We start from the raw sequence: 25025 nt of genomic DNA, 5'->3' as shown, positions 1-25025 counted from the left end.
TTCAATATTTTTGAAAAATACGTCTGGAGGCTTAGTAGCTGGGGAGCTATGAATCTAGTGTTTTGGACTCTTCTCTAAAAGACCTTTGTAATTTTCTCGATAGGACCACACTAAAATTGCCTCGAATACAGTTATTAAAATAGCCAACGGTAGTAAAGCTAAATCGACAAAAATATGAAACGCTAAAATATTGACAATTAAACCTGCCAACATAACTAACGCCAATGGTACATACCTACGGATCATTAATAAAATTCCTGCAATGATTTCTACACCTTTTTCCATTGCAAGTAGGTATCCATCTCCCAAAAATTCCATAGCAGCTGGACTTGTGGGAGCAAATGGCTCGAAATCTAATAAGACAGCATATCCATTTAATCCTGCACCTAGGAAGATAAGTCCTAATAGAATTTCAATGACTCGAATCATGATTTTCATTGTTTAGCTCCTTCTAAAGTTTATCGAAACCCTTTCACCATTACTTATCTTATTCTCTTTATTTTATTTTAGCATTGGCGTTTATATCTAAATGGTAAAACTGAATCATCTTAAGGTATTTTCCCTTTGATAGATATACAAAAGAATGAGAATGAAAAAAAACCAGATGAGAAACTCACCTAGTTACTTATCCTCTAACTCCCTCGCCAAGATTGACCGCCGAAAGCCTTTTTGACGAATAAATTCTTTTATTTCTTCCAAATTCATATAAGAAAGCCGACTGTGATAATAATTGATATGTTCAAGCAACGCAAAAGCATATAAGAAAAGGTACCAATATAGCCCTTTTGAAAAAGTAGCTTGATAGATAATCACAGGTATACCAATCACAAGCAATATGAGATTTACGATTTTTAAGAAACGGAAGATTGCAAGTTGTGCCTTTGTTAATGACGAACGCTTCCTTTGTTTAACCTTTTTCCATTTCAAGTACCAATAGTAACTTCCTTGAAATAGGATAAATTCGAGAATACAAAATGCAAATATATGTGGAAATGTGGTTAGATAATCGACAGACCAATCGTATCTAGGTATATTGAATAGCCATAGAATAAGAAAAAGAATGGCTGCTACTAATTCACCAGACCAAAGGCTAAATAGTTTTTTCTCTGCTCTTTTTTTCAATGTTATCACCTTTTATGAAATTTATGTAAATAAGAATATCACATTCTTCCAGTTATTGTCTCTCCATATATGAGTTTGAAAAAATACACATAAAAAAATCCCGATCAGCTTCTTTAGCAAATCGGGATTTTTATTTATTTTGCAATCGTTTCTTTTTCTTTAATTAATTCTTTCATCCGTTGGCGGTCACGCTCAAGGACTGGTTTTAAGTAGCGACCTGTATGGGATGACTCAATTTTTATAATGTCTTCTGGTGTGCCAGTACCTAAGATGGTTCCACCTTTGTCTCCACCTTCTGGTCCTAAGTCGATAATGTAATCGGCGCATTTTATAACATCCAGGTTATGCTCAATAACAAGGACCGTGTCACCATTTTCAACAAGTCGCTGTAGAACCTTTAACAATCTTGAGATGTCGTCCGCATGTAATCCTGTGGTTGGTTCATCCAGAATATAAAACGTTTTTCCATTAGAGCGACGGTGTAATTCCGAAGCAAGTTTTACACGTTGTGCTTCTCCACCTGATAAGGTTGTTGCAGGTTGACCTAATTTGACATAGCCTAATCCTACATCAAAAAGGGTTTGTAGTTTACGTTTTATTTTTGGTAGATTTTCAAAAAAGGAAACCCCTTCTTCTACCGTCATGTCCAAAATATCCGAGATGTTTTTATCCTTATATTTCACTTCTAATGTCTCTCGATTATAGCGTTTCCCATGGCAGACCTCACAAGGTACATACACATCTGGAAGGAAGTGCATTTCAATTTTGATGATTCCATCACCCTTACAAGCTTCACATCGTCCACCTTTGACATTGAAGCTAAAGCGGCCTTTTTTATACCCTCTTACTTTCGCTTCATTTGTATTAGCAAATAAGTCACGAATATCATCAAACACACCTGTATAGGTAGCTGGATTCGATCGAGGTGTCCTACCAATTGGAGATTGATCGATATCAATTACTTTTTCTAAATGTTCTAGACCTTTTATGGCTTTGTGTTCACCAGGCTTACTTTTCGCTCGGTTTAGTTTTTGGGCAAGTGATTTTTGCAATATCTCATTGACCAATGTACTTTTTCCCGAACCAGAGACACCCGTTACAGCTGTGAACACACCGAGCGGAAACTTAACCGATACATTTTTAAGGTTATTTTCCTTACCCCCTATAATCTCTATATAACGACCATCTGGCTTTCTTCTTTCAACAGGGAGAGGAATGAACTTTTTACCTGAAAGGTATTGACCGGTTAAGGAATTATTATCTCCCATAACCTCCTCTGGTGTGCCCGCCGAAACGATTTGACCACCATGACTACCCGCCCCAGGTCCAATGTCAATTAAGTAATCAGCCGCTATCATCGTATCTTCGTCATGTTCAACAACGATCAATGTATTTCCAATGTCTCTCATTTTTTTCAGAGTTTCAATAAGTCGGTCATTATCACGTTGGTGCAAACCAATGGATGGCTCGTCTAATATGTAGAGTACACCTGTTAAACGAGAACCAATCTGCGTAGCAAGCCTTATCCGCTGAGCCTCACCACCAGATAATGTTCCTGCAGCACGACTTAGTGTTAAATAATCCAGTCCCACATTGACCAAGAAACCTAATCGTTCTTTGATTTCTTGAAAAATAAGGTACCCGATCTGCATATCTTTATCAGACAATTTAATGTTCCTAATAAAATTTAATGCCTCCATAACGGATAATTCTGTCACGTTTGAAATATGTTTATCGTTAATCAATACGGCTAGCGTTTCCTTTTTCAAACGGTGACCTTTACAAGATGGACATGCCTTTTCAGCCATGTATTTTTCCATTTGTTCACGAATGTAATCGGAACTCGTTTCTTTGTAACGTCTTTCTACATTTCGAAGGACTCCTTCAAAAACAATATGATTCTCACGTTTTTGACCAAAGTCATTTTCATAATAGAAGTAGATTTCCTCACCATCACTACCATAGAGAATCTTATCCATTAAATGCTTCGGGATATCCTTTACTGGCATATCCATATCAATTCCGTAATGATTACAAACAGATTCAAGCAATTGAGGATAATACTGTGAGCTTGTTGGTTCCCATGGAGCAATTGCATGTTTTCGAAGCGATAAATCCCAATTCGGAATCACAAGATCTGGGTCTACTTCAAGCTTGCTTCCTAATCCATCGCAATCTGGACAAGCTCCAAATGGGCTATTAAAGGAAAACATTCTTGGTTCAAGTTCTCCGATTGAAAATCCACAAAGTGGACAGGAGTGAAGCTCACTAAACAGAAGCTCTTCTTCTCCGATCACATCTATGATGACTTTCCCTTCACCAAGGCGTAGTGCCGCTTCAAGAGAATCTGAAAGTCTTGCGGCTACGCCCTCTTTTAAAACGATTCGGTCAATGACAACTTCGATAGAATGTTTTTTGTTTTTATCAAGCTCAATATCGTCCGACAACTCAAGCATTTCCCCATCGACTCGGACTCTGACATATCCTTGTTTTTTAATATTCTCAAGAACCTTTACATGAGCACCCTTCCGTCCAGAAACAACAGGAGCGAGTACCTGTAACTTCGTCCGGTCTGGGTATTCTAAAATTCGATCTACCATTTGCTCTACTGTTTGTGATGTAATTTCGATTCCGTGGTTCGGACAAACAGGTTTACCAACACGGGCATATAATAAACGTAAATAATCATAAATCTCTGTTACGGTTCCTACCGTTGACCTAGGATTTCGGCTTGTGGTTTTTTGATCAATTGAAATCGCAGGCGATAAGCCTTCAATAGAATCAACGTCTGGTTTATCCATTTGTCCTAAAAATTGACGTGCATATGCAGAGAGTGACTCGACATAACGCCGTTGTCCTTCTGCGTATATGGTATCAAATGCAAGAGAGGACTTTCCAGATCCTGAAAGACCTGTCACGACGACTAATTTATCTCTCGGAATCGTCACATCAATATTTTTCAAATTATGTGCTCTTGCGCCTTTGACGACTATTTTATCTAGTGCCATGTTTTATGTCATCCTTCCGCTTTTAACTCCAAAATTAAATCACGTAATTCAGCTGCTCGTTCAAAGTTAAGTGCTTTTGCTGCTTCTTTCATTTCTGCTTCCATTTCAGCAATTACTTGATCGCGTTCTTTCTTCGATAATCCTGTTAATTTAGGTACTGCTTCATAACTTTCTGTATCTTCAGCAGCTTGAGTGGCACGAATTACATCGCGAATCTCTTTTTGAATCGTTTGAGGTGTAATGCCATGTTTTTTGTTATATTCCTCTTGAATCTCACGACGTCGCTTCGTTTCATTAATCGCAATTTCCATTGATTTTGTAATTTTATCAGCATACATAATGACTCTTCCATTTGCATTCCTTGCTGCACGCCCAATTGTTTGGATAAGAGAACGTTCTGAACGTAAGAACCCTTCTTTATCTGCATCAAGTATCGCAACAAGTGATACCTCAGGAATATCCAATCCTTCACGTAGTAAGTTGATTCCTACTAGTACATCATGTTTACCCATTCGTAGATCACGAATGATTTCAATCCGCTCAAGGGTTTTAATCTCCGAGTGTAAATACGTTACCTTAATCCCAATATCCTTTAGATAATCGGTTAAATCCTCGGACATTTTTTTCGTTAAGGTGGTAATAAGTACACGTTCATTTTTATTAATTCGATCTTGAATTTCACCTAATAAATCATCAATTTGACCTTCAATTGGACGAACATCAATTATTGGATCTAATAAACCTGTTGGACGTATAATTTGCTCAACCATTTCATCGGTATGCTCAATTTCATAAGGACCTGGTGTTGCTGAAACATTTATGATTTGGTTGATATGTTTCTCGAATTCTTCAAAACGGAGTGGTCGGTTATCCAATGCTGAAGGTAATCGGAACCCATGATCGACCAATACTTGTTTTCTCGCTTGGTCACCATTAAACATCCCTCGAATTTGTGGCAACGTAACATGTGACTCATCGACGACAATCAACAAGTCGTCAGGAAAATAATCCAATAATGTATAAGGTGTCGAACCTGGGGGGCGCAATGTTAGATGTCTTGAGTAGTTTTCAATCCCCGAGCAAAAGCCCATTTCCCGCATCATTTCAAGATCATAATTTGTTCGTTGCTCAAGTCGTTGTGCCTGAAGCAATTGACCATTTTCACGAAGTTCGGCTAATCGTTCTTCAAGCTCAGCCTCGATATTTTTTATCGCAATTTGCATTTTTTCTTCACGCGTAACGAAGTGGGATGCTGGGAAAATAGCAACATGCTCTCGCTCACCAAGAATCTCACCCGTTAATGCATCAACTTCTCGGATTCGATCAATTTCATCACCAAAAAACTCCACGCGAATACAATGCTCATCACGTGATGCTGGAAAAATTTCGACAACGTCTCCTCTAACTCGGAAAGTTCCACGGCGAAAATCAATGTCATTTCGTTCATACTGCACATCAACAAGTTTGTGTAAGAGTTGATTCCGCTCAATTTCCATTCCTGTACGAAGGGATACAACGAGTTCTCTATATTCCTCTGGCGAACCTAAACCATAGATGCATGATACACTCGCAATGATAATAACATCTCGTCGTTCAAACAATGCCGATGTGGCTGAGTGACGTAATTTATCTATCTCATCATTTACACTGGAGTCTTTTTCGATATATGTATCTGAGGACGGTACATAGGCCTCAGGTTGGAAGTAGTCATAGTAACTGACAAAGTACTCAACAGCATTATTCGGAAAAAATTCCTTAAACTCACTATACAGCTGTCCAGCTAACGTTTTATTGTGTGCAATGATCAATGTTGGTCGATTCACTTCTTTGATCACATTTGATATCGTAAACGTTTTTCCTGTCCCAGTTGCCCCTAATAGCGTTTGATACTTTTTCCCCGCCTTAATGCCCTCAACAAGTTCTTTAATTGCTCGTGGCTGATCACCTTGTGGTGAATACTTTGACACTAATTCAAACTGATCCTTCATCTGCCATCCTCCCATCTATTTTTAACGATTTCCCTTGACTATTTTATGTACTCTCCCACTGACTTTTTCTCGATAGAAACATTGTACCACAAACTGACTCAAAACAAACAAAAATACGAACTGATATTCGATTTAATTTCACTAATTGAACGAGTTGGATTGATTGTTTTTATTTATATAAGGCTTATGAAAAAGAAATGGAAGCCTACAAATTGATTGTTTCCTCTTCATATTACCTATAAATAGGAGTCGACATTCGTGAATCGATTGTTTCCCTCTTCACATCATTATGTTTAACTCTCTATCCGCAATTGTGATGCCCTCTATGAACCTATAGAATAAAAAAATAGCCTGTAACTTTAAAGTTACAGGCTATTTTTGTGGTCTTTTCCCCATGTTTCTTGCGTATAAAAATCCGACTCCTAGAGAAATGACATCGGCAATTATGATAAGTGTTGAATCAGAATAACCCTTGTAAATAGATGCCACAATCAGGGCAATTGCAAGTAATGTTCCAACATAATAATTATAAGTGACCCTTGTAAAGAAAACGACGAGTACGCCTGGAAGAATAAGCGCCAGCAATATTTTTAATAGCATCAGTTCCGATCCTTTCAATGATTATAAGATAAATATAACAAATTGAATCTGAACCTGCTATTGAAACAGCTTTGGTTACTATTCTTTCAACTGCAAACGCCGTAAACTTACCAGTTATACCCCTTTATAATCATTACTTTCAAATAAATCTATAAGCTCGATATCCTTGTTTTTATCCTGGAAATATCGATACGTAAAATCATTTTCAAATAAAACAACATATCGGTCATTACGATCGCGAACAAGTAGACTTCTTGAATCAAATAAACGTGTGTCTACGTTTTTATTCCCAATCCATCTTGGAATTCGATTTCCTAGTGAGCTGAATTCCACAGAGACATTGTACTCCGCCTCTAATCGATGTTCAAAGACCTCATATTGAAGTTGCCCAACTGCACCGAGTATGAAATCATCATTTGATTCTTGTCTAAATAATTGAATCGCACCTTCTTGTACAAGTTGCTCGATTCCTTTTCTAAACTGCTTTGCTTTCATTACGTTCTTCACGCGAACTTTGCGGTACATTTCTGGTGGGAATACAGGCAGTTCCTGATAATGCATATCCTCTTTACTAACCGTTAATGTATCACCAATTTGATAGACATTCGGGTCATAGATTCCAATAATATCCCCAGGGTAAGCTTCATCAACTGTTTCACGGCTTGCAGCCATAAATTGCTGGGTCTGGTTCAATTTAATTGATTTCCCTGTTCGAGTAATATTCACACTCATCCCACGTTCAAATTTACCAGAACAAACACGTAAAAATGCAATTCGATCACGATGTTTCGTGTTCATATTTGCTTGGATTTTAAAGATATATCCAGAGAACGTTTCATCTTCAGGCGGAACTAAACCTAGGTTTGTTTTACGAGGTTTTGGTGCTGAAGCAAATTGTAAAAATGTATTAAAAAATGTTTCCACACCAAAATTTGCGAGTGCACTACCAAAAAATACAGGCGTTAGCTCACCTTTAGCTACAAGCTCCGCGTTAAAATCATTGCCCGCTTCATCTAATAAGAGTAGTTCATCTTGTGTACTATGATAAACTGGGCTATCCGTTATCGTCGGATGGTTACCATCCTCAAGCTCTTGTAGTGGGAAAATATTTTCATCTTCATTCCCTGCAAAATGAACAAATTGATTGTTGAAACGATCGACAATCCCTAAAAATCGCTTGCCCATTCCAACTGGCCAGTTCATTGGATATGATTCAATTCCAAGAACCTCTTCAATTTCCGCTAAAAGATCTAATGGATCCTTACCTTCACGGTCAAGTTTATTAATAAACGTGAAAATCGGAATCCCACGCATGCGACAAACCTTAAAGAGCTTAATCGTTTGTGGCTCGACTCCTTTAGTAGAGTCAATAATCATCACAACACTATCTACAGCTGTTAATGTACGATAGGTATCTTCACTAAAATCCTCGTGCCCTGGTGTATCAAGAATATTGACATAGAATTTGTCATACGGGAAACTCATGACACTTGATGTAACCGAGATTCCACGCTGCTTTTCAATTTCCATCCAGTCAGAAGCAGCAAATTTCCCTGATTTCTTACCTTTTACCGTACCCGCTTCACGTATTACATTACCAAAAAGAAGTAATTTTTCTGTCATCGTCGTTTTCCCTGCATCAGGGTGGGAAATGATGGCAAATGTTCTTCTTTTTTGAACTTCATCTATATAGTTCATGTGAATTTCCCTTCCGTTATCTCAAATTGTATCGAAAGTTCAAAAGTCCACTACACCGACTCGAACTTTCAACGCACAGGATGTGCTAGTGTCGACAAGATAAGCCGTGCCGTTTTTGTCACGTGATCCTTTTGAACACGCAATTGTATCTAAAAAAATATATCATAATTAAATAAGAACTACAACGTGAATTGATTCCATTTTAATTGAGGAAAAATCTGAAAAATATGCACTTGTGTGATGTAAATCACAGTCAAACATGAAGGTTCCCCCTATACTAAAAGTATAAATAGAATAAACAATAATACATTGAGGTGAGCTTACATGTTTTTAGCCTATTTTCTGACTGTAAGTATTATTCTAGTATGTGTCGGTTTTGCGTTCCAAATTATGAAAGGTGTTCAATCTATGGATCGAGATTCGTTAGATCAGTAATTCTAAGAGAAGCATATTGCGTACAGCCTATTAAAACAAATCATAAATAATAGGTGCCTTTCCCTTCCAACATAGTCGAGTTAGTTAGTGAGTCGATAGTGCCTAAAATTAGGTTCTAAATCAAATGTTGGGGTTTTAGGCTACCGCGCTACGCTTGGTGGCCTCTATAAAAAATGATGGATGGTACCATTCATCATTTTTTATAGAGGAGAATCACACCAACTCGGTTAACTAATATGTACCCCAATTCTTTTATACTTGTGTGTTAATAAAATCTTCGCCCTAAAGCGTTCAAAAACTCTAAATCCATAAGCATTTCTCTTTAGAACTTTGGTTGAATTATTAATTCCCTCTAAAAACCCATTTGAATATTCATAGGCAAAGCTATTTAATACTTCAACTTGCCAATTTTGTATGGTCTTTATTGCTTTAATCATTTCAGGTATCTTTGAATCCTCAATTAACTTATATAGTTCTTCCAATTCCTTTTTAACCAAACTGATACTGTTTTTTCCGTTTTCTTTGGCACGTAAAAACCAAGAACGATATGCCTCTTTAATTTCATATGCTTGTTTGAGTTCATTCGACATCTCCAAGTAACGATTTAAATGCCATTTCTCATCCTTAGTTAAGCGTTGGCAGTCTTTATGAAAGACATGTTTCATACGTTTACACTTTTTACGGTCGTAGCCATGAAATTGGTTTTGCACTCGACGTCTTACTCCATCAAGCCCCCAATAGATGTAACGACAAAAATGAAATCTATCAGCTACAATAACAGGTTTACCCAATGCCTCTTGAACGGCTGCTTTAAAGGAATGATTCATATCCATTATGACTATTTGCACTCTAGATCCGTGCTTTCTTAAGTAGTCTTTTATCGTACGTTTATAACGATTTGGTAGAATATCAATCGGTTCTTTTGTTATCCCATTCGCAATGATTAACTGGTATTTCCCTTCGCGGGTATCACCCTTGTATTCATCAATAGCTATAACTGTAGGTAATTCTTCCACCGGACGAATTTCACTTCGTGAAATTTGATCGAATCGACGTATAATGGTTGAAGATGAACACCCGTAGATTTCAGCTGTTTCCTTAAATGTTTTTCCTTTAATTGCTTTAATTGATATAGCTTGATTCCATTCTATTGAGGTACGTAGATAACGCATGACAAAAGGATTTTTCTCTGAAAAACGTTTCCCACATTCACAGACATATCGTCTACGCTTATAAAAGATTTGGGTTTTTCTTTCAAACCACTTTAAGTGTTGAATTTTTTGTATACGATAGTCATGAATTTTACTCGTCCTTTGGTTACATTTAGGGCAGCGATGTACTTTTCGCTCCATTTCAACGTACAGGCGGATAACTTCGCCCACTTCTTCAACATTGGTTAGGATAGACCCTTTTAATCCAGGAATAATCATGGTAAAATCCATATACACGCAACTCCATTCTTTAGACTTGTTTCTCGACAATTCAAGTATAAAAGAATGAGGAGTTTGCGTGTTTTTTTATGCACACAAAATTTTGTTTAAACCCCAACAAATATTATAGAGCCTAAAATTAGAGAATAAAAGAAAACGGGAGAATCTAGCTTTTCAAACTAGACTCTCCCGTATTTTTTCGTCATCAAATAAAGGAACCCTTCCATTCTATAGCAACCCAGCCGCCATAGAGAAATTCTCCTTAGGCCCGTGGCTTTGCGTCATCGTTTTTCAACAATTTTGCCTTTTGTATAGTTTGGTTTTTTCTTTACCTATGATGCCTATCTAACTGCCTTATTCAAACGTTGGTACTTACGTTGGATACTAATGGGGCTTCGGTTTAACCTTTTACCAATTACTGAAAACGGAGTACCTATCGCCACTTGCTCAATCATAGTGTGAATTTCAACGGTCGTCCACGCTCTATAGTTGACCCTCTTTCCTTTTGAGCGTTCCCCATCTACCCAATTTGGCTCAGGAACTATTGCATTTTTTTCAATTTTTGAGAAATCGACCCGTTCTTTATTGTCTTTTGCCCAATCCCAAAAATCTTCAGGTTTAATAAAGTAAAATTTGCGTGTGTTTCTTGTTGCCTTTTTGGTGTACTTTAATCCATGGTTATCAATCCATAGTTTCACAGACTTTGGATCAATTTTTAATAGAGTTGCTAATTCATGCATCGTCAATTGGCCGGTGAAAGATTTTGTATTTGAAATACCTAATCTTTTGATCTTTATCTCAACCGCTGTTTCTGTTCGCTCCAGATGGTTGGCAATGGTAGAGATTTTCATACGACCGACATTGTCCTTCAAAAACTCTATTTCCTCGTACGTCCAAGTTCTTTTCTTCAAATCAAAAATCCCCTTTTCATTCTTAATAGCACTAAGAATGAAAGGCCTTTTGATGACATACTATTATCATATCATACTATTGAACTAAAAAAACACTAGTAATTTGAAAATCATTCCAATTGTCAAGTGCTTTTTTTCATACATTTTGTCGAGATTGGTCGAATTTCGATCATCTATCATATGCTGTCACATCCTTTTACCTGCCGTCGTTTCCTGGGAAATGATGTCGGGACTCAAATAACTTGTCGGAAATCATGCAACAGGAAAAGATCCAAGCAGCAATTGCTTGGATCAAAATGAGATTATTCTATACCAGAGGTATTACTTGTCAAAATCAGTTTTGCAGTTTGAAGCTTGCCTTCACGATAAAAGCTCAATTCTATTTCATCACCTATTTTCACTTGTGAATATAAGTATTTTCGTAGGTCCATTGAACTTTTTACCTCAGTGTCATTAATTTTCACGATGACGTCGGTCATTTTTAAACCAGCTTTATCTGCTGCAGAGTTTTGAGCAACGCTTGTAACAATGACTCCCTCTTTAATATCCTCAGGTAGATCAGCATAATACATTCTTGGGATTTCGGCCAAATCCGCTAAACCAATCCCGATAAATGGACGCTCAATTTTTCCACTTTCAATTAAGCTGTTAATAATCGGGACAACATCATTACTTGGAATTGCAAATCCTAGTCCTTCAACACCACTATTTGCAATTTTTAAGCTGTTAATTCCGATAACCTGTCCTTGTGTATTTAGTAAAGCACCTCCACTATTACCTGGATTAATTGCAGCGTCTGTTTGAATAACATTTAATTCCCAGTTACCTGCAGAGGTATCAACGGAAATACTACGATCCTTTGCACTAACGATTCCTGATGTAACCGTCCTTGATAAATCAAGTCCAAGTGGGTTACCAATTGCAAATACTTGATCGCCAGGGCGGAGTACTTCTGAATCTCCAAATGGGAGAACTGCCTCAACGTTTTTTGCATCTATTTCTAAAACGGCTAGATCGGTTAATGGATCTGTTCCGATTAGTTTAGCCATTGTTTTCTCACCATTATATAAAGAGACTTCTACTTCGTTAGCATTTTCAATGACGTGGTTATTCGTAACAATGTAAGCTTTATCGCCTTCCTTTTGGAAGATAACTCCCGAACCTGTTCCACCAGGGATGTTCTGTGCATTTCCTCTGTTAAAAGGATTCTGTTGGGCTTGTAAACTGGTAATTCCAACAATTCCTTTTGATGCTTCCTCCACCATATCTGCGATAGAAGTAGCAGAGTCTTGTACAGATGTCGGTTGGATTTGTACAGGACCATTTGTCTCAATCACTTCTTTGTTCGGCTCTGAGGTTGTGGATTCGGAATTAAAATACCCTTGGAGACCATCAATTTGTGGGGCAACCCCAAGTGTTAACGCCGAACCAAGAACGCCTGCAGTAAGCATACCTAAAAAGCTTTTCCATTTCGAGTTTGTTTTTTCCTTATTCGGCTTTGATGCTCGATGCTTTGTTTCTTCTGAAACCACTGATTGCTGATAAGTCTCCCTATATTCTTGCTGTGAAGAAATAGGTAATTCTTCGTGTTGTCTTATTCCTTCAGTGACTTCCTGTTTTTCTTTGTTTTCTTCCATATAAACATTCTCATTGTCTAAGTTGTTGGATTGATCATCTGTATGATTAAGTTCATTAAAACGTTTATCGTTTTCCATTATGAATTCCTCCTTAACTTGCTCCTTACTTATATCTTAAACAAAAGTTATGAACAAAATATTAACAAACCTTGAAAAGACATGGAAAAACCGAATGAAACCCCCATTAATTGTGGTCGTTCACTCGAATGGAATACGAATTTCAAACTTTGTACCTTTCCCTTTTTCACTTGTCACCTTGATTTTACCATGATGAAGATGCACAAGCTTTTTTACAATCGACAAGCCTAGGCCGAATTGACCAAACGGTGTACCTGTACGAGAAACATCCGCCTTATAAAATCTGTGCCAGATTTTCTCAATCTCTCCTGGATCTATTCCGATTCCAGTATCTTCAATTTCAATAATGGTTTCGTCATCTCCTGCTTTTCCCCGAATCCAAATCGTGCCACTATCCGTAAATTGAATGCTATTTTTAATGATATTGATTAATATTTGAATAAGGCGATCATAATCCGCCGTTATCTTAAGAGATTCTGGAACATCCACTATAATTTGGTTGTTTTTTTCCTCTGCTTGTGGCTCTAATGTATCTTGAACAACCTCTAGAACTTCTCTTAGTTCAATCGTTTCCTTTTGAAGGGTGACTTGGTTGGAACGAATTTTTTCATAATCAAGATTTTCGTTAACAAGACGAATGAGACGTTTTGTCTCTTGACTCACTAATTGAATCCCTTTCGCCTTTTCCTCTTCAGGAATCAAATCATTTTTTAAGCCTTCAATCACACCACTAATTGTTGTAAGGGGAGTTCTAAGTTCATGAGAAACATCGGCCATAAATTTTCTCCTCCGATTTTCGAGACTCTCAATTTCTTCCATTGAAGTTTGCAATCGTTGCGCCATTTTATTAAAGTCATTTGAGAGTTCACCAATTTCATCGAAATCAGATGACGGTAATTTTACAGAATAATCACCAGTCGATATCATGGAAGTTGCTTGTCTAAGTCGTTTAATTCGCTTCACATGAATCGTCGACAAAATCCAACTCATTAAAAGTGCAACTGCGAGAGACAGGAACATTGTATAAAATAAATATTGGTTAATTTCTTGAATCATTTCCTGCGTACCGCTTATCGGTGATGCGAGAAGAACTCCTCCTACAAATGTTTGTCCAACCATATAAGGAATAACAATAAACGTCACTTCTTCCTCGAAACGCTTATAATCTTGTTTCACCGACACAATATGACCGCTACGGACCTTATCCCATTCTTTCTTTCTTAATTCGACTTGAGGTACAAATTCACCGACACTACTCAAACTCATGCCTTGTTCGTCAAACACTGTAAATAAAATATTTCGCTCGCCCAGCATGTTCGCATATTGTCGTATTAAAACCTCTACATTAGACGTACGGCTAAGATCACTGATGATGTTTTCACCATAAACAGTAAGTTCCTCGACCTTTTCCTCAAAAACAAGGTTTTCAACATAATGGGCAAAAACCATGCTCAAAATCAAAAAAGCCACAACGATGACGCTTATATGGCTAGTAAGCTGCTGAAACATGTAACGAAATTTCAATTTCATTTTGCTTCCTCAACAGATTCGTCAAATTTGTACCCTACACCCCAAACAGTATGAAAAAATGGTTGATTGGATGAACCCAGTTTTTTCCGTAATCTTTTTATATGCACATCGACTGTGCGCTCATCTCCATAAAATTGATATCCCCAGACACGGTCTAATAATTGTTCTCTTGAAAAGACCTGCTTTGGATGCTGCGCAAAGTAATAAAGCAAATCGAATTCTTTCGGAGTTAAATTGGTAATGGGCGTTCCATTTAGAATTACTTCTCTTGTATTTTTGTTAATTTTAAAGTATTCGGTCTGAAGCTCATCTGTATCTTTCTCTTCAAGAGGCTTACTATTGTAGCGTCTTGTGACTGCCTTTATCCGAGCCATTAATGCGAGGGGACTGAACGGCTTCGTAACGTAATCATCTGCCCCCATCTCAAGTCCTAATACTTGGTCTGATTCGCTATCCTTAGCTGTTAGCATAATGATAGGAACCGTGTTATTCTTCTCCCGAATCTTTCGACAGATAGTCACCCCATCCATCCCTGGAAGCATCCAGTCTACAATCAACAAATCCCACTTTTCCTCATTAAAACGGTTATATCCTTCTAGCCCATCATGGATGAACTCCCCTTGTATCCCTTCTTTTGAAAAAAACATCTCAATCATTGAACAGACGCTTTCATTGTCTTCTATTACAAGAACTCTCATGTTTCACATCTCCTATTTGGCACCTAATAGTTATATTTTACAACAGAAATTATGATAATTGAAAGAAGGGGCCATCCAAAGATGCCCCCCTAGTTTTTACTTGCTATCATACGTGCATTTCTCCATGCTCAATCATCGATTTCTCAATCTGAATAGTCGTGTGCTCGATTTTGAATTGATCACGGATTTTATCAATCGCTTGTTGCAATATTTCTTGGCTGTCATGGTCGTCTTTAATCAATATATGACAGGTTAGTGAGTCCATTCCAGATGTAATCGTCCAAATATGAAGATCATGAACATCAATTACCCCCTCAATTTCCTCAAGTGTGGCTTTTACCTCATGTTGATTAATTGTAATCGGCGTGCCTTCCATTAAAATATGAATCGAGTGTGTTAAAACTCCCCAGGCACTTTTTAGAATGAGGATGGCGACAATCACAGAAATTATCGGATCTGCTATATACCATTCGAATAGTAGCATGATGAGTCCCGCTACGATTGCTCCTACTGAACCTAGTGCATCTCCGAGTACATGAAGGTATGCACTTCGAAGATTGACATTATTTTTCACATCGCCTTTGCTAATTAAAGCCCAAGCACTTAATAGGTTTGCCAACAACCCAATTCCAGCGATAATCATCATTGTTCCACTTGCAACTGTTGGCGGTTCAAAGAATCGTTCAAACGCTTCATATACAATAAAACCTGCAATAATGAACAATGTGATGGCATTAAAAAGGGCTGCTAATATTTCAAATCGGTAAAATCCGTATGTTTTCCTCGGTGATGCCGGTCGTGTTGCAAACCAAAAAGCAACTAGGCTTAATAATAGTGAACTAGCGTCACTTAACATATGACCTGCATCAGAAAGAAGAGCTAAGCTATTTGTAATAAGACCGCCGAAAAACTCAAGGAGCATGATTCCCGTTGTAATAATTAGTGCAATTAGCAAGCCTTTTTTATTTCCTTCTCTTACATCATCAAAATGATGGTGATGATGACCGTGGTGGTCATGCCCGTGATGATGGTGGTGATGATGTCCCATCATTTCCCCTCCTATTCATGTTCAATATGATGGATGACTTGGTGTAACAAGGTGATAACATGTTCATCATCATATGTATAAAGAAACGTATTTCCCTCACGTCGGTATTTCACAAGACGCAAATTGCGAAGGAGGCTGAGCTGATGAGACACAGCTGACTGTGACATTTCAAGAACTTCTGCAATATGGGTAACAGAACATTCCTCTTGAGATAATAAATAAAGAATTTTGATTCGCGTTGGATCTCCGAGTGCCTTGAAAATTCGTGAAGCTTCATTTATGGTTGACTCTGATAAAAAAGAATGATCATTTTGTTCCATTCTTGTAACCTTCCTTCTTTTGCGTGTACTGGATATGTTAGAGTATGTATTTTGCGTCGGCCGCGACTCCTTGCAATAAGGAAGACCCCCTTCTTGATTGCCAAGGTAACCTCAGAAAATAAAGACCTTTTATGTTAGTTATTCCGAAACTATGTCGTGGTTCCCCGTTGCCTTTCAATACACCTGGAATTCATATCCAATGATAATTTGGTTTAAACCCTGTAGCCCAGACTATATTTGGGACCACAACTCACTATTATCCTCAAAAATGATTGTGTCCTCTATACGATTTGTTGTTCTAAGTCTAAGTTTTACTTTATGTCATTTACTTTTGTCACCCTAGTGATTACTGTATCAAGCTGAATCGGGATAGAGTGATGTGAGGCGTAGCTGGTTAAATAATCGGCAATCTCATCTTTAGTAGGATAACCATGTCTTGAACCATTCAATTGAAGGTCTGGAAGTTCGTTATAAGCTCTTGGAGTAAATAGGGTTAACGAATCGTATCGGTTTCGCCATGTTTCACCGATTTTCTTTGCTTTATCTAAAAGAAGAAAAGAGTAATTTGTCTGTTTCAAATAAAACCCCATGGCTAATCCAGCCTGACCAGCTCCAATTACTACGACATCATACATAGTATCCCCACTCCACTTAAAGTATATGAGCATATGTTCATGTACAATATTACAATGAGCTGTCAATGGTGTCAAACAAATTTGAAAATAGGTTCTCTTTAGATCATATTTATAAAAAAACCTGCATTTCGCGATGAATGCAGGTTTCAATAGTCTATCTTTCTTGCTCCCATTCTTCTCTGAGTAAGCCCATTCGAATTGAATCATAGTAGAAACCATTATAATAGCGACATTTTCTCATACGCGCTTCTAACGTCATACCCAGTTTTTGTCCAACCTTGATCATGCGGTGATTGCCTGACCACGTTGTATATCCGACTCTTTCTATGTATGGAATTGTCTCAAATAAATAATCAATCCAATGCTTTAGCGCCTCGGTTCCATAGCCATCTCCCCAATATTCTGGACGATAGATAACTATCCCCATTTCAAGCCATCTTGTTGCTTCACTTTCCCAATAAAATACAACAACTCCGATGATTTGACCATCCGCTTCGATTATCATTTGATCTAGAGGATGATGTTGCATCGCAATTTCATATTCAGCCTTTTTTATATACGTTTTTTTATCAATAAACTTATGTGGGAAATATGGCGCATCCCACTTTTTCCATTCTGGATTAGGGTCCCCATACCGCATCTCCCAAAGTGTAGGTAAATCCTCCTTTTCAATTTGTCGTAAAGTAACTTTTTCCCCTCTTATTTTGACTAAATTCATCTTGATCCCCCTGATTTAATTTCCAACATATTTCCTATTTATATATTTTTTATTCGGTATGACGATGAAAAATCCTTTCTTTTTATGAAACCTTTTGTCTGAAAGAGCACTTTACTGCTACTATCTTGATTTCCGTTCCAGTTGGACGCTTTTAAGCGGGCGTGGCTTTTAGCCTCCCCAACGAAATGTGGAGGCGGCTTGAACTCAAAACGAGAAAATTGGAGACTCCGACAAAGAGGCGTATTTTGCCTCTGAAGGAGGAGTTAAAATTTCTCGAGTTTCTAGCCGCTGCAACTGGACAAGTCGCTAATCTCTCCTGCGGGTTCTCAAGTCTCACGCTTTTCCCGCTGGAGTCGCCACCTTCCACTGCAATCAATAGTTTTGTTTTATCCAATTGCAACAATCTTTTTAGAAAAAGCCTATTTTGAAAACGTTGATTACACCCATTTTTCAGCGCACAAAAAAAGCATGCAGTTGTTCTCTTTCTGCATGCTTAACTACCGATTACTTCTAAAAAGTTGTCTTTGAATGATTCTTCTCTTTCATATTGCATTTGTTGTTGTTGTTCGATTTCTGTTCGTCTTTCAAACTCGAATTCTTTTAATCGTGATTCACTTAGGTCTCCCTCAAGCAATGCTTGCTCTAAGATTGGAGCTAAAACGTGGGCATCTTTGATCGCACAGTTGATTCCTATTGCAGCCGTGGGAGTCATCGTGTGGGCTGCATCGCCAAGTATAACAAGACCATCTTTCACCCAGGTTTCAGCGTTTGAACTGAAGACTTTTAGACACACTAAGTTTTTCCACGACTGGATATGTTCACGTACAATTGGCTCTAATTCAGGGAAACTAATTAAAAGTGGCTCTAAAAACGGTTCAAGTGGTTGTTTCCTTAATGAGGTAAATGAACCTTCTTCAATGTTCCAACCGATTTGAATCACGCCACCTGTTCTTGTAAACAAGGCTAATTGGTGACCATCCACAAGAACCATTTTTGTTGAAGGTTCCCAACCAACAGGTGCTGGAATTTTAGCCCAAAGTACATCATATCCATGCGTTTCCTCTGGAGCAGAAATTTCTGCAAGTTTTCGAACAGTCGAGTATCGCCCATCTGTTCCAACAACGACCGAACTCGAGATATTGATTTCTTGTCCATTTTGTTTCGCTTTTACACCTGTATAATTTCCTTTATCATCTTGAACTAAGCCAGTTACACTCGTATTTAAAAGCAATTGGTATTTTGGAAATTTCGCAGCCTCATTCGAAACTGCTGTTAAAAAATGCTGCTGTGGAATATGAATCCCAACGTGATCCTCTTGTGTAGGCGTAATTGTTTTGGCAACATTTCTTCCATATAAATATTCCACTTTTTGCATTTTTAATAGGCCAAGTTCTTCAATTTTATCAAAGAGATGATGTTCTCTTAAAATCGCTTCGGTTTCGGCGTTTATATGTTCACCTCTGAATTCTCGTTCATTTCCAGAAGTGCGTTCAACAACAATGATCGAGATGCCTTTTTTCGCTAATAAAAAGCCGAGTAAGGCCCCCGCTGGTCCGCCGCCAACGATACAAACATCTGTCTGTAAATTCATTTTATCACCTTCTATATAGTCATAAGATGAAAAGTTTCATAATAAGAAACAAAGTTCACTAGTTGATAAATAAATCATAACAATCATGTTTTAAATGGTCAACAGATATTCATTTCCAAATAAAAAAATTGCATTTTTTCATATTATTCGTTATGTTTAAGAAAATAATGGAAAAATATGTAGAACTTTGGCGATACACACCACTAACAATTCAAACGTTTTTGATGTATTCTAGCCATTTTTCACCCGTAATACAGGAATAATAGAATTACATATGTAAAATGAATCATTGATGACTTTAAAGAGAAAGGTGAGCGACTAATGAAGCAATTATATAAACTGATTATTTTTGCTTGTGCCTTGGTGTTAATTGGGTGTGGAAGTCAAGAGACCTCGAAATCGCAACATCAAATAGATGTGAAAGAAAATATACCAACACAACAAGAGCGAGAGACGGAGGATAAGAAAGAACCACAACAAGCAACATCAAATGTTGAAGAAAAAGCACCAACAAACCAAACAGAAGATGAAAATGCACAACTCTTTGAATTCAATACAGCTACTTATGAAAACGGGGAACTTGCCATTCATTATCCTCAACTAGCGAATATGAAGGATAAAGACCTTGAGCAACGAATAAATCAACTTATTAAAGAAGATGCAACCCTTTTTCTAACTCAATATCAAGATAGCGAAGCTTCATTAGAAATGACTTTTGAGGTCAACCTATCAGAGGCAGATACTTTTAGTATTTTATATACAGGGGATTACAATGGCGGAATGTATCCCACAAATCTTGTTTTTACCACGAATATTGATTGGAAAAAAGGTAAGAAGGTAAAGCTCTCGGAGTTGTTTGTTATTAACGAACACTTTATAGAAGCATTGAAAAAATCGAAGTATTTGGATAGGGAGAATCCACCTGAGCCTAATCTAGAAAAAGAGGCTGCTGTTATAGATTACCTTAACAGTTTTAATACCCAGGATTTCATCGATGCGCTCAAGAAGACAGATCACCCAAATCCTGAAGAAAATCCATATGGGATTTTTTCATACAATCTTAATGATGCAGTTATCATCAGTATTCAAGTTCCTCATGCACTTGGTGACCACGCTGAATTTGAACTAAACTTAGATATTTTAATGAAAAAATAAATGTAAACGTGGCACTAGTTTAATGAAACTAGTGCTTTTTACCATCCACATCATGTTCACAAATTTCCTCATGACAAGTTTTTTACTGCAAAACCTTCAAATACAATTAAAAAATGGGTACCTGTTCAACGTTACCATACCAACAAATAAAAAAAGCGTTATTCCTTTACGAATGAACGCTTTTCCACTTCTTTAATAAAATGGGTAATGGATAGATTTTCCTCAACCTTTTCCTCACACAATTTTCGAAATCCATTCTTTTGATAAAAATGGATAGCAGGAGTATTTTTAGTTGCTGTTGCTACCTTTACTACCATTGCTTCAGTACTTTTTTCAATAAAAGTTAATAGCCGCTTAGCAATCCCTTTCCTGAAATGGGCTGGGTGAACAAATAACCTATGTATATCCATCTCATTGTTCTCTGCTTTATGTGAGATGACTCCACAGATTTCTTCCTCCATATAGTAACCCAAAAACGTTTCACCTGATTGTTGGATGGATTCAACTGTATCTCTTAACGGAGGAATGTTGCTTGTTCCAATTAATTCAGCCTCAAACTGATAAGATTTGAGTTGTAAGTCTAACATTTCACTTGCCTCATGATAAACATTCATTTCTTTAATCAAGATATTCCCTCTTTTTTCTGTTCTCACTAGTATACTTTAAACTTTTTTTCAGACGTGACCACCACTTGTTTTCCATCTGTAGTGTAAACTTCAATTGGATATATAGCAGAGATTTTATCTGAAAAAATCCATCTTCTCCCTGGTTGATTAAGAATCATGTAGATTCCTTTTGATCTTTCTCCCATAAAATTTAGATTCGTCTGACTTAAAGGATTATTGTCCCTCTCACGTATACCTTTTTCAATCAACCGATTTCCAGCACGAATCGCATCATCCACTGTAAGACCTATCTCACTAATATTCAACACACTCTCTATTGAAAATGGCCTACTTCCTTCTACAGAAGTCTGTCTTGAAATAAATTCTACTATATTTCCAGCTGGGTCGTAAAAATAGAGTGCATGTGCGCTAAAAAAGGAAAAATAAGCTTCATCTTCTCCATCTTCGACATTTAACTCCACCCGCTCTTTTACCCAAGCCTTCGCTTCTTGAAACTGGTTAGACGGAATATTAAACGCAAAATGATAAAATGGATTCCCTTCTACATGTTTTTCTGTAAACTCCAACTCACTTGAACCCACAGCCATTCTAAAACTTTTATTATCCTCTTTTATTAAAGGAAATCCAAATAGGTTCACATAGAACTCCTTCATTTCTTTGAGTCTGTTAGTTTGTAAGATTACTAATTTAATTTCCATGATTATGATTCTCCTTGTATATTATTGAAAAACGACAGCAAAACCAAGCCAGCCAATTAAAATAAAATTTGGAGCCATTAATAAAATGGATAACCATTTCATTTTTTTTGCAATGGATAAAGCAGCACTCAGATAGAAAAGTGGAAATATGAGTCCCCAGATTTCAAAGCGTGGTGTTGCTGCTAAATATAGTGACAGTGGTATGATAAGCACCGAAGAAATCACGAGAAATATTGATTTTTTTGTTCGTATCGCTAAAATGGCGAGGAGCAGTGATGTAAGCATAAATGGCCAAAACAAGAAAGCCATAAAAAGCCTCCAATCTGTAAAAGGAAAATAGTTATATATGTATCATTTCAACAAAAAGAAGTGTTAATCCTGCATCATTAACACTTCACTGACCATTTATGTTTTTAAAAAGAGAAGAATAATGAGGAAAATGATGAGCCCTATCATGAAAATTGTACCAAGACTTGCACTATACACAATATATACATTTACATGAAGAATCACGTGGACAATCAGAACAACGAGGATTAAAATCAGCAATAAGATTGCGATTTGAATATTTTTATTTCTTTTCAAGTAATCAGCACCTTAACGAAATTTGGAAGGTTCTATACTACATTTATTCGTTGGGTGATGACATTATTCCTGGAACCCGCTGTTTCATTCTGTTCGTCTCAGTTGAATACTACACACTAGTTTTTCTAGTTAAGCTTTTCTTGTTTTAGCCAGGTTCGTGACTGCCTTTGGCTTCAGCGACTTTCCCTTTTCTTGCGCGAATCTCTCCTACATTTGAAAGTCCATACTCCAGTTCTTGCTTCGACTTTTACCTGTTTTTCTTCTCTTCTTTAACTGTTAGTATCTTAGTTTCTGCTCCAATTTCATTTCGAATGTTTTTTCTCGCTTCTGCAGGAGTTCTTGCATTAATTGACTTCACTACTGTTTTACCGTCAACCTCCATTTCGACAAGAAAGCATTTTGCTCCACATCTCATGAGATACCCTCCATTTCAAATTAGTTTTATCCTCAACATAACAATTTCAACTCTATTCGTAAACAATATGTCAGGAATGTAAATGAATAATTAAGTTGCGTCTAGTATATTCGCATTATCTAAATCCACTCGTTTTAAAAAATGCACGATCATACAGAACAATAACACCCATTTTCCCATAAAAAATATGTTGAAATATCTATTTCAATTTCTACTATTTTGCTCACACAATGAGGTTTGTCCCATTTTCATTGATTAATCATTTATTTACTCAATAGTAAAAAGTTCTCCATACTTACATTATATACTCAGCCTATAAACATTTAGGAGGAGTTAAACATGAAAAACAAATCGATTAAAAAGAGATTGATCCCATTTGCTGTTGTCTCTTCACTCGCACTTGGAGCACTTGCAGGAAGCTTTGCTGCTCCGACAGCAGATGCGAAATCAAATCATCATAGCAATAATGGGAAAGTGAAAAATGTCATTTTTATGGTACCAGATGGCTACTCAGCTTCTTATGCGACGAATTATAGATGGTATAAAGGGGAGGAAACTGTCCTTGACTCGATGCTAGTTGGGATGCATCGTACCTATTCCTCTAACTCGAAAGTGACAGACTCCGCTGCAGCAGGTACTGCAATGGCAACTGGGGTCAAAACCAATAATGGAATGATTAGTACAACTCCAGATGGAAAAGAATTAAAAACAATTCTAGAAGCTGTAGAAGAAAAAGGTAAGTCATCAGGTTTAGTCGCGACATCAACGATCACACATGCCACACCTGCAGTATTTGCTTCACATGTGGCTTCCCGCTCAAGTGAAGCAGATATTGCTCCACAATTACTTGAAAACGACGTCGATGTTATTCTTGGCGGAGGTAAAAAATACTTCCCTGATTCCTTATTGGACGAGGCAGCAAAAGATGGATATCACTATGTCACAAATCAAGACGAGCTTAAAACGGTAAAAAAGACGGACAAGTTAATCGGACTATTTGCAGAAGATGGAATGGCTCCTGAATTGGATCGCGACGAAACCAATCAACCAAGTCTTGCAGAAATGACTGAATCGGCAATTGATGTTCTTAAAAAGGATAAAGACGGTTTCTTCTTAATGGTTGAAGGGAGCCAAATAGATTGGGCTGGTCATGATAATGATGCTGCTTGGGCAATGAAAGATAGCGAAGCATTTGAACTTGCAGTCGAAAAAGCAGTCAAATTTGCAAAGAAAGATGGCAAAACGTTAGTCGTGGTTGCTGGAGACCATGATACTGGTGGTATGTCAGTAGGAGGATATGGTAAAGGTGACGCTAATCTTGAAATCTTACGAAATGTAACGGCAACTGGTGACTTCATGGAAAGCAAATTAAATCGTGACCGCAGTAATGTAAAAGAAGTCGTCAAGGAATACACAAACCTAGATTTAACAGAATCTGAGATTGAAAGAATCAAGGCTGCTAAATCGCCATCAATCGCGATCAATCAAGTTGTTTCTGAACGTGCTGTCGTTGGTTGGTCTAGCACTGGTCATACTGGTACTGATGTTCCACTATATGCATTCGGTCCAGGTTCTCACTTATTTAGTGGATTACACGAAAATACAGACCTACCTGTTCTAATGGCTCAAGCAATGAAAATTAAATTTACCCCAGGAAAATAATGTGAGGAGAGCTGTAGTTGCTGCAGCTCTCTTTACCTTTGTTTACATGTTAAGCCTTTCTATTTTTTATTTTTAAAATCCATTTTGTCATGAAATGAGTAACAAGAACTAGAATTGTGTTAAGACCTATAATCACAAGTGAGAAAAAAATATATGCAACGACTAACCACCCAATCGCTTCAGCTTGTTGTCCCCCTCTGTTAGCTACATAAAACACATAGCAAATCAAGACAACAAACTGAACACCGGATGCTAACATACAATTGATTTTAAAAAACTTATCTATTTTTCTACTCTTTTTAGTAGCCCTAATTTGTAATGGTATCCCTACAATGGCAGGACTTAAAACTGCCAGGTAAAATAAGAAACTCTCTATCAATTCCCCCATGTCTTATCCTCCCTCTTATGTTTTACAATTGGAGGACATCTCGTATTTA

General features: G+C 37.3%; 23 protein-coding genes, 1 pseudogene and 1 riboswitch. Of the genes and pseudogenes, 2 read left to right on the top strand and 22 right to left on the bottom strand.

Annotated features, from left to right (window positions below; genetic code table 11):
- Window positions 1-54 precede the first annotated feature (54 nt).
- From ACWPVE_RS12615 to ACWPVE_RS12540, 16 genes and pseudogenes are all read right to left on the bottom strand, one after another.
- Window positions 55-438: a hypothetical protein gene (locus ACWPVE_RS12615; RefSeq protein ID WP_453993839.1), complete on the bottom strand. Its 384-nt coding sequence runs from the start codon at window positions 436-438 to the stop codon at window positions 55-57.
- A gap of 183 nt (window positions 439-621) precedes the next feature.
- Window positions 622-1122 (bottom strand): hypothetical protein, encoded by a 501-nt coding sequence (locus ACWPVE_RS12610; protein ID WP_453993837.1) that lies wholly within the window; start codon window positions 1120-1122, stop codon window positions 622-624.
- A gap of 134 nt (window positions 1123-1256) precedes the next feature.
- Entirely contained in the window at window positions 1257-4130 is a 2874-nt protein-coding gene (uvrA, locus tag ACWPVE_RS12605; RefSeq protein ID WP_453993835.1) for an excinuclease ABC subunit UvrA, read from the bottom strand.
- A gap of 8 nt (window positions 4131-4138) precedes the next feature.
- Window positions 4139-6118: an excinuclease ABC subunit UvrB gene (gene uvrB / locus ACWPVE_RS12600; protein WP_453993833.1), complete on the bottom strand. Its 1980-nt coding sequence runs from the start codon at window positions 6116-6118 to the stop codon at window positions 4139-4141.
- A 372-nt stretch (window positions 6119-6490) separates the two neighbouring features.
- Entirely contained in the window at window positions 6491-6718 is a 228-nt protein-coding gene (locus ACWPVE_RS12595; RefSeq protein WP_453993832.1) for a DUF2198 family protein, read from the bottom strand.
- A gap of 114 nt (window positions 6719-6832) precedes the next feature.
- Entirely contained in the window at window positions 6833-8416 is a 1584-nt protein-coding gene (locus tag ACWPVE_RS12590) for a peptide chain release factor 3 (protein WP_453993830.1), read from the bottom strand.
- 662 nt (window positions 8417-9078) lie between these two features.
- The gene (locus tag ACWPVE_RS12585) at window positions 9079-10299 is read right to left on the bottom strand and encodes an ISL3 family transposase (protein WP_453993828.1); all 1221 of its coding nucleotides are present in this window, start codon (window positions 10297-10299) and stop codon (window positions 9079-9081) included.
- Between the two features lie 211 nt (window positions 10300-10510).
- Window positions 10511-10596: riboswitch (cyclic di-GMP riboswitch) on the bottom strand.
- 26 nt (window positions 10597-10622) lie between these two features.
- Window positions 10623-11192 (bottom strand): DNA-binding protein, encoded by a 570-nt coding sequence (locus tag ACWPVE_RS12580; protein WP_453993826.1) that lies wholly within the window; start codon window positions 11190-11192, stop codon window positions 10623-10625.
- A gap of 302 nt (window positions 11193-11494) precedes the next feature.
- On the bottom strand, window positions 11495-12907 hold the full coding sequence (locus tag ACWPVE_RS12575; protein ID WP_453993824.1) for a S1C family serine protease: 1413 nt from the start codon (window positions 12905-12907) through the stop codon (window positions 11495-11497).
- Window positions 12908-13027: 120 nt separating this feature from the next.
- Window positions 13028-14431, bottom strand: coding sequence for a sensor histidine kinase (locus ACWPVE_RS12570; RefSeq protein WP_453997502.1), 1404 nt, complete (start codon window positions 14429-14431; stop codon window positions 13028-13030).
- Between the two features lie 2 nt (window positions 14432-14433).
- Window positions 14434-15135, bottom strand: coding sequence for a winged helix-turn-helix domain-containing protein (locus ACWPVE_RS12565; RefSeq protein ID WP_453993822.1), 702 nt, complete (start codon window positions 15133-15135; stop codon window positions 14434-14436).
- 106 nt (window positions 15136-15241) lie between these two features.
- Window positions 15242-16183 carry a cation diffusion facilitator family transporter gene (locus tag ACWPVE_RS12560; protein WP_453993820.1) on the bottom strand — a complete coding sequence of 314 codons (942 nt, stop codon included), beginning with the start codon at window positions 16181-16183 and terminating at the stop codon, window positions 15242-15244.
- Window positions 16184-16194: 11 nt separating this feature from the next.
- Complete coding sequence (locus ACWPVE_RS12555; RefSeq protein ID WP_453993818.1) at window positions 16195-16503, bottom strand: ArsR/SmtB family transcription factor; 309 nt, start codon at window positions 16501-16503, stop codon at window positions 16195-16197.
- Between the two features lie 344 nt (window positions 16504-16847).
- A pseudogene (locus ACWPVE_RS12550) lies at window positions 16848-17138 on the bottom strand (NAD(P)-binding domain-containing protein); the annotation flags it as partial.
- A 154-nt stretch (window positions 17139-17292) separates the two neighbouring features.
- Window positions 17293-17856 (bottom strand): GNAT family N-acetyltransferase, encoded by a 564-nt coding sequence (locus ACWPVE_RS12545; protein ID WP_453993815.1) that lies wholly within the window; start codon window positions 17854-17856, stop codon window positions 17293-17295.
- Window positions 17857-18349: 493 nt separating this feature from the next.
- Window positions 18350-19447 carry an FAD-dependent monooxygenase gene (locus tag ACWPVE_RS12540; protein WP_453993813.1) on the bottom strand — a complete coding sequence of 366 codons (1098 nt, stop codon included), beginning with the start codon at window positions 19445-19447 and terminating at the stop codon, window positions 18350-18352.
- Between the two features lie 321 nt (window positions 19448-19768).
- On the opposite strand from ACWPVE_RS12540, the gene ACWPVE_RS12535 reads away from it, so the two are divergent.
- Window positions 19769-20602: a hypothetical protein gene (locus ACWPVE_RS12535; protein ID WP_453993811.1), complete on the top strand. Its 834-nt coding sequence runs from the start codon at window positions 19769-19771 to the stop codon at window positions 20600-20602.
- A gap of 158 nt (window positions 20603-20760) precedes the next feature.
- Here the strand turns inward: ACWPVE_RS12535 and ACWPVE_RS12530 are convergent, their stop codons facing one another.
- From ACWPVE_RS12530 to ACWPVE_RS12510, 5 genes are all read right to left on the bottom strand, one after another.
- A complete protein-coding gene (locus ACWPVE_RS12530) occupies window positions 20761-21228 on the bottom strand; it encodes a GNAT family N-acetyltransferase (RefSeq protein WP_453993809.1) in 468 nt (155 codons plus the stop codon).
- 26 nt (window positions 21229-21254) lie between these two features.
- Entirely contained in the window at window positions 21255-21926 is a 672-nt protein-coding gene (locus ACWPVE_RS12525) for a VOC family protein (RefSeq protein ID WP_453993807.1), read from the bottom strand.
- Window positions 21927-21947: 21 nt separating this feature from the next.
- A complete protein-coding gene (locus ACWPVE_RS12520; protein ID WP_453993805.1) occupies window positions 21948-22235 on the bottom strand; it encodes a hypothetical protein in 288 nt (95 codons plus the stop codon).
- Window positions 22236-22331: 96 nt separating this feature from the next.
- Complete coding sequence (locus ACWPVE_RS12515) at window positions 22332-22511, bottom strand: hypothetical protein (protein WP_453993803.1); 180 nt, start codon at window positions 22509-22511, stop codon at window positions 22332-22334.
- A gap of 247 nt (window positions 22512-22758) precedes the next feature.
- The gene (locus ACWPVE_RS12510; protein ID WP_453993801.1) at window positions 22759-22926 is read right to left on the bottom strand and encodes a hypothetical protein; all 168 of its coding nucleotides are present in this window, start codon (window positions 22924-22926) and stop codon (window positions 22759-22761) included.
- 339 nt (window positions 22927-23265) lie between these two features.
- Between ACWPVE_RS12510 and ACWPVE_RS12505 the strand changes: the two genes are divergently transcribed.
- Complete coding sequence (locus ACWPVE_RS12505; RefSeq protein WP_453993799.1) at window positions 23266-24588, top strand: alkaline phosphatase; 1323 nt, start codon at window positions 23266-23268, stop codon at window positions 24586-24588.
- Between the two features lie 49 nt (window positions 24589-24637).
- Here ACWPVE_RS12505 and ACWPVE_RS12500 read toward each other — a convergent pair whose 3' ends face one another.
- Entirely contained in the window at window positions 24638-24976 is a 339-nt protein-coding gene (locus tag ACWPVE_RS12500; RefSeq protein WP_453993797.1) for a hypothetical protein, read from the bottom strand.
- Window positions 24977-25025: the final 49 nt, after the last annotated feature.

The organism is Bacillus nitroreducens (assembly GCF_964021195.1).
This window is presented reverse-complemented; position numbering and strand designations above follow the sequence as displayed.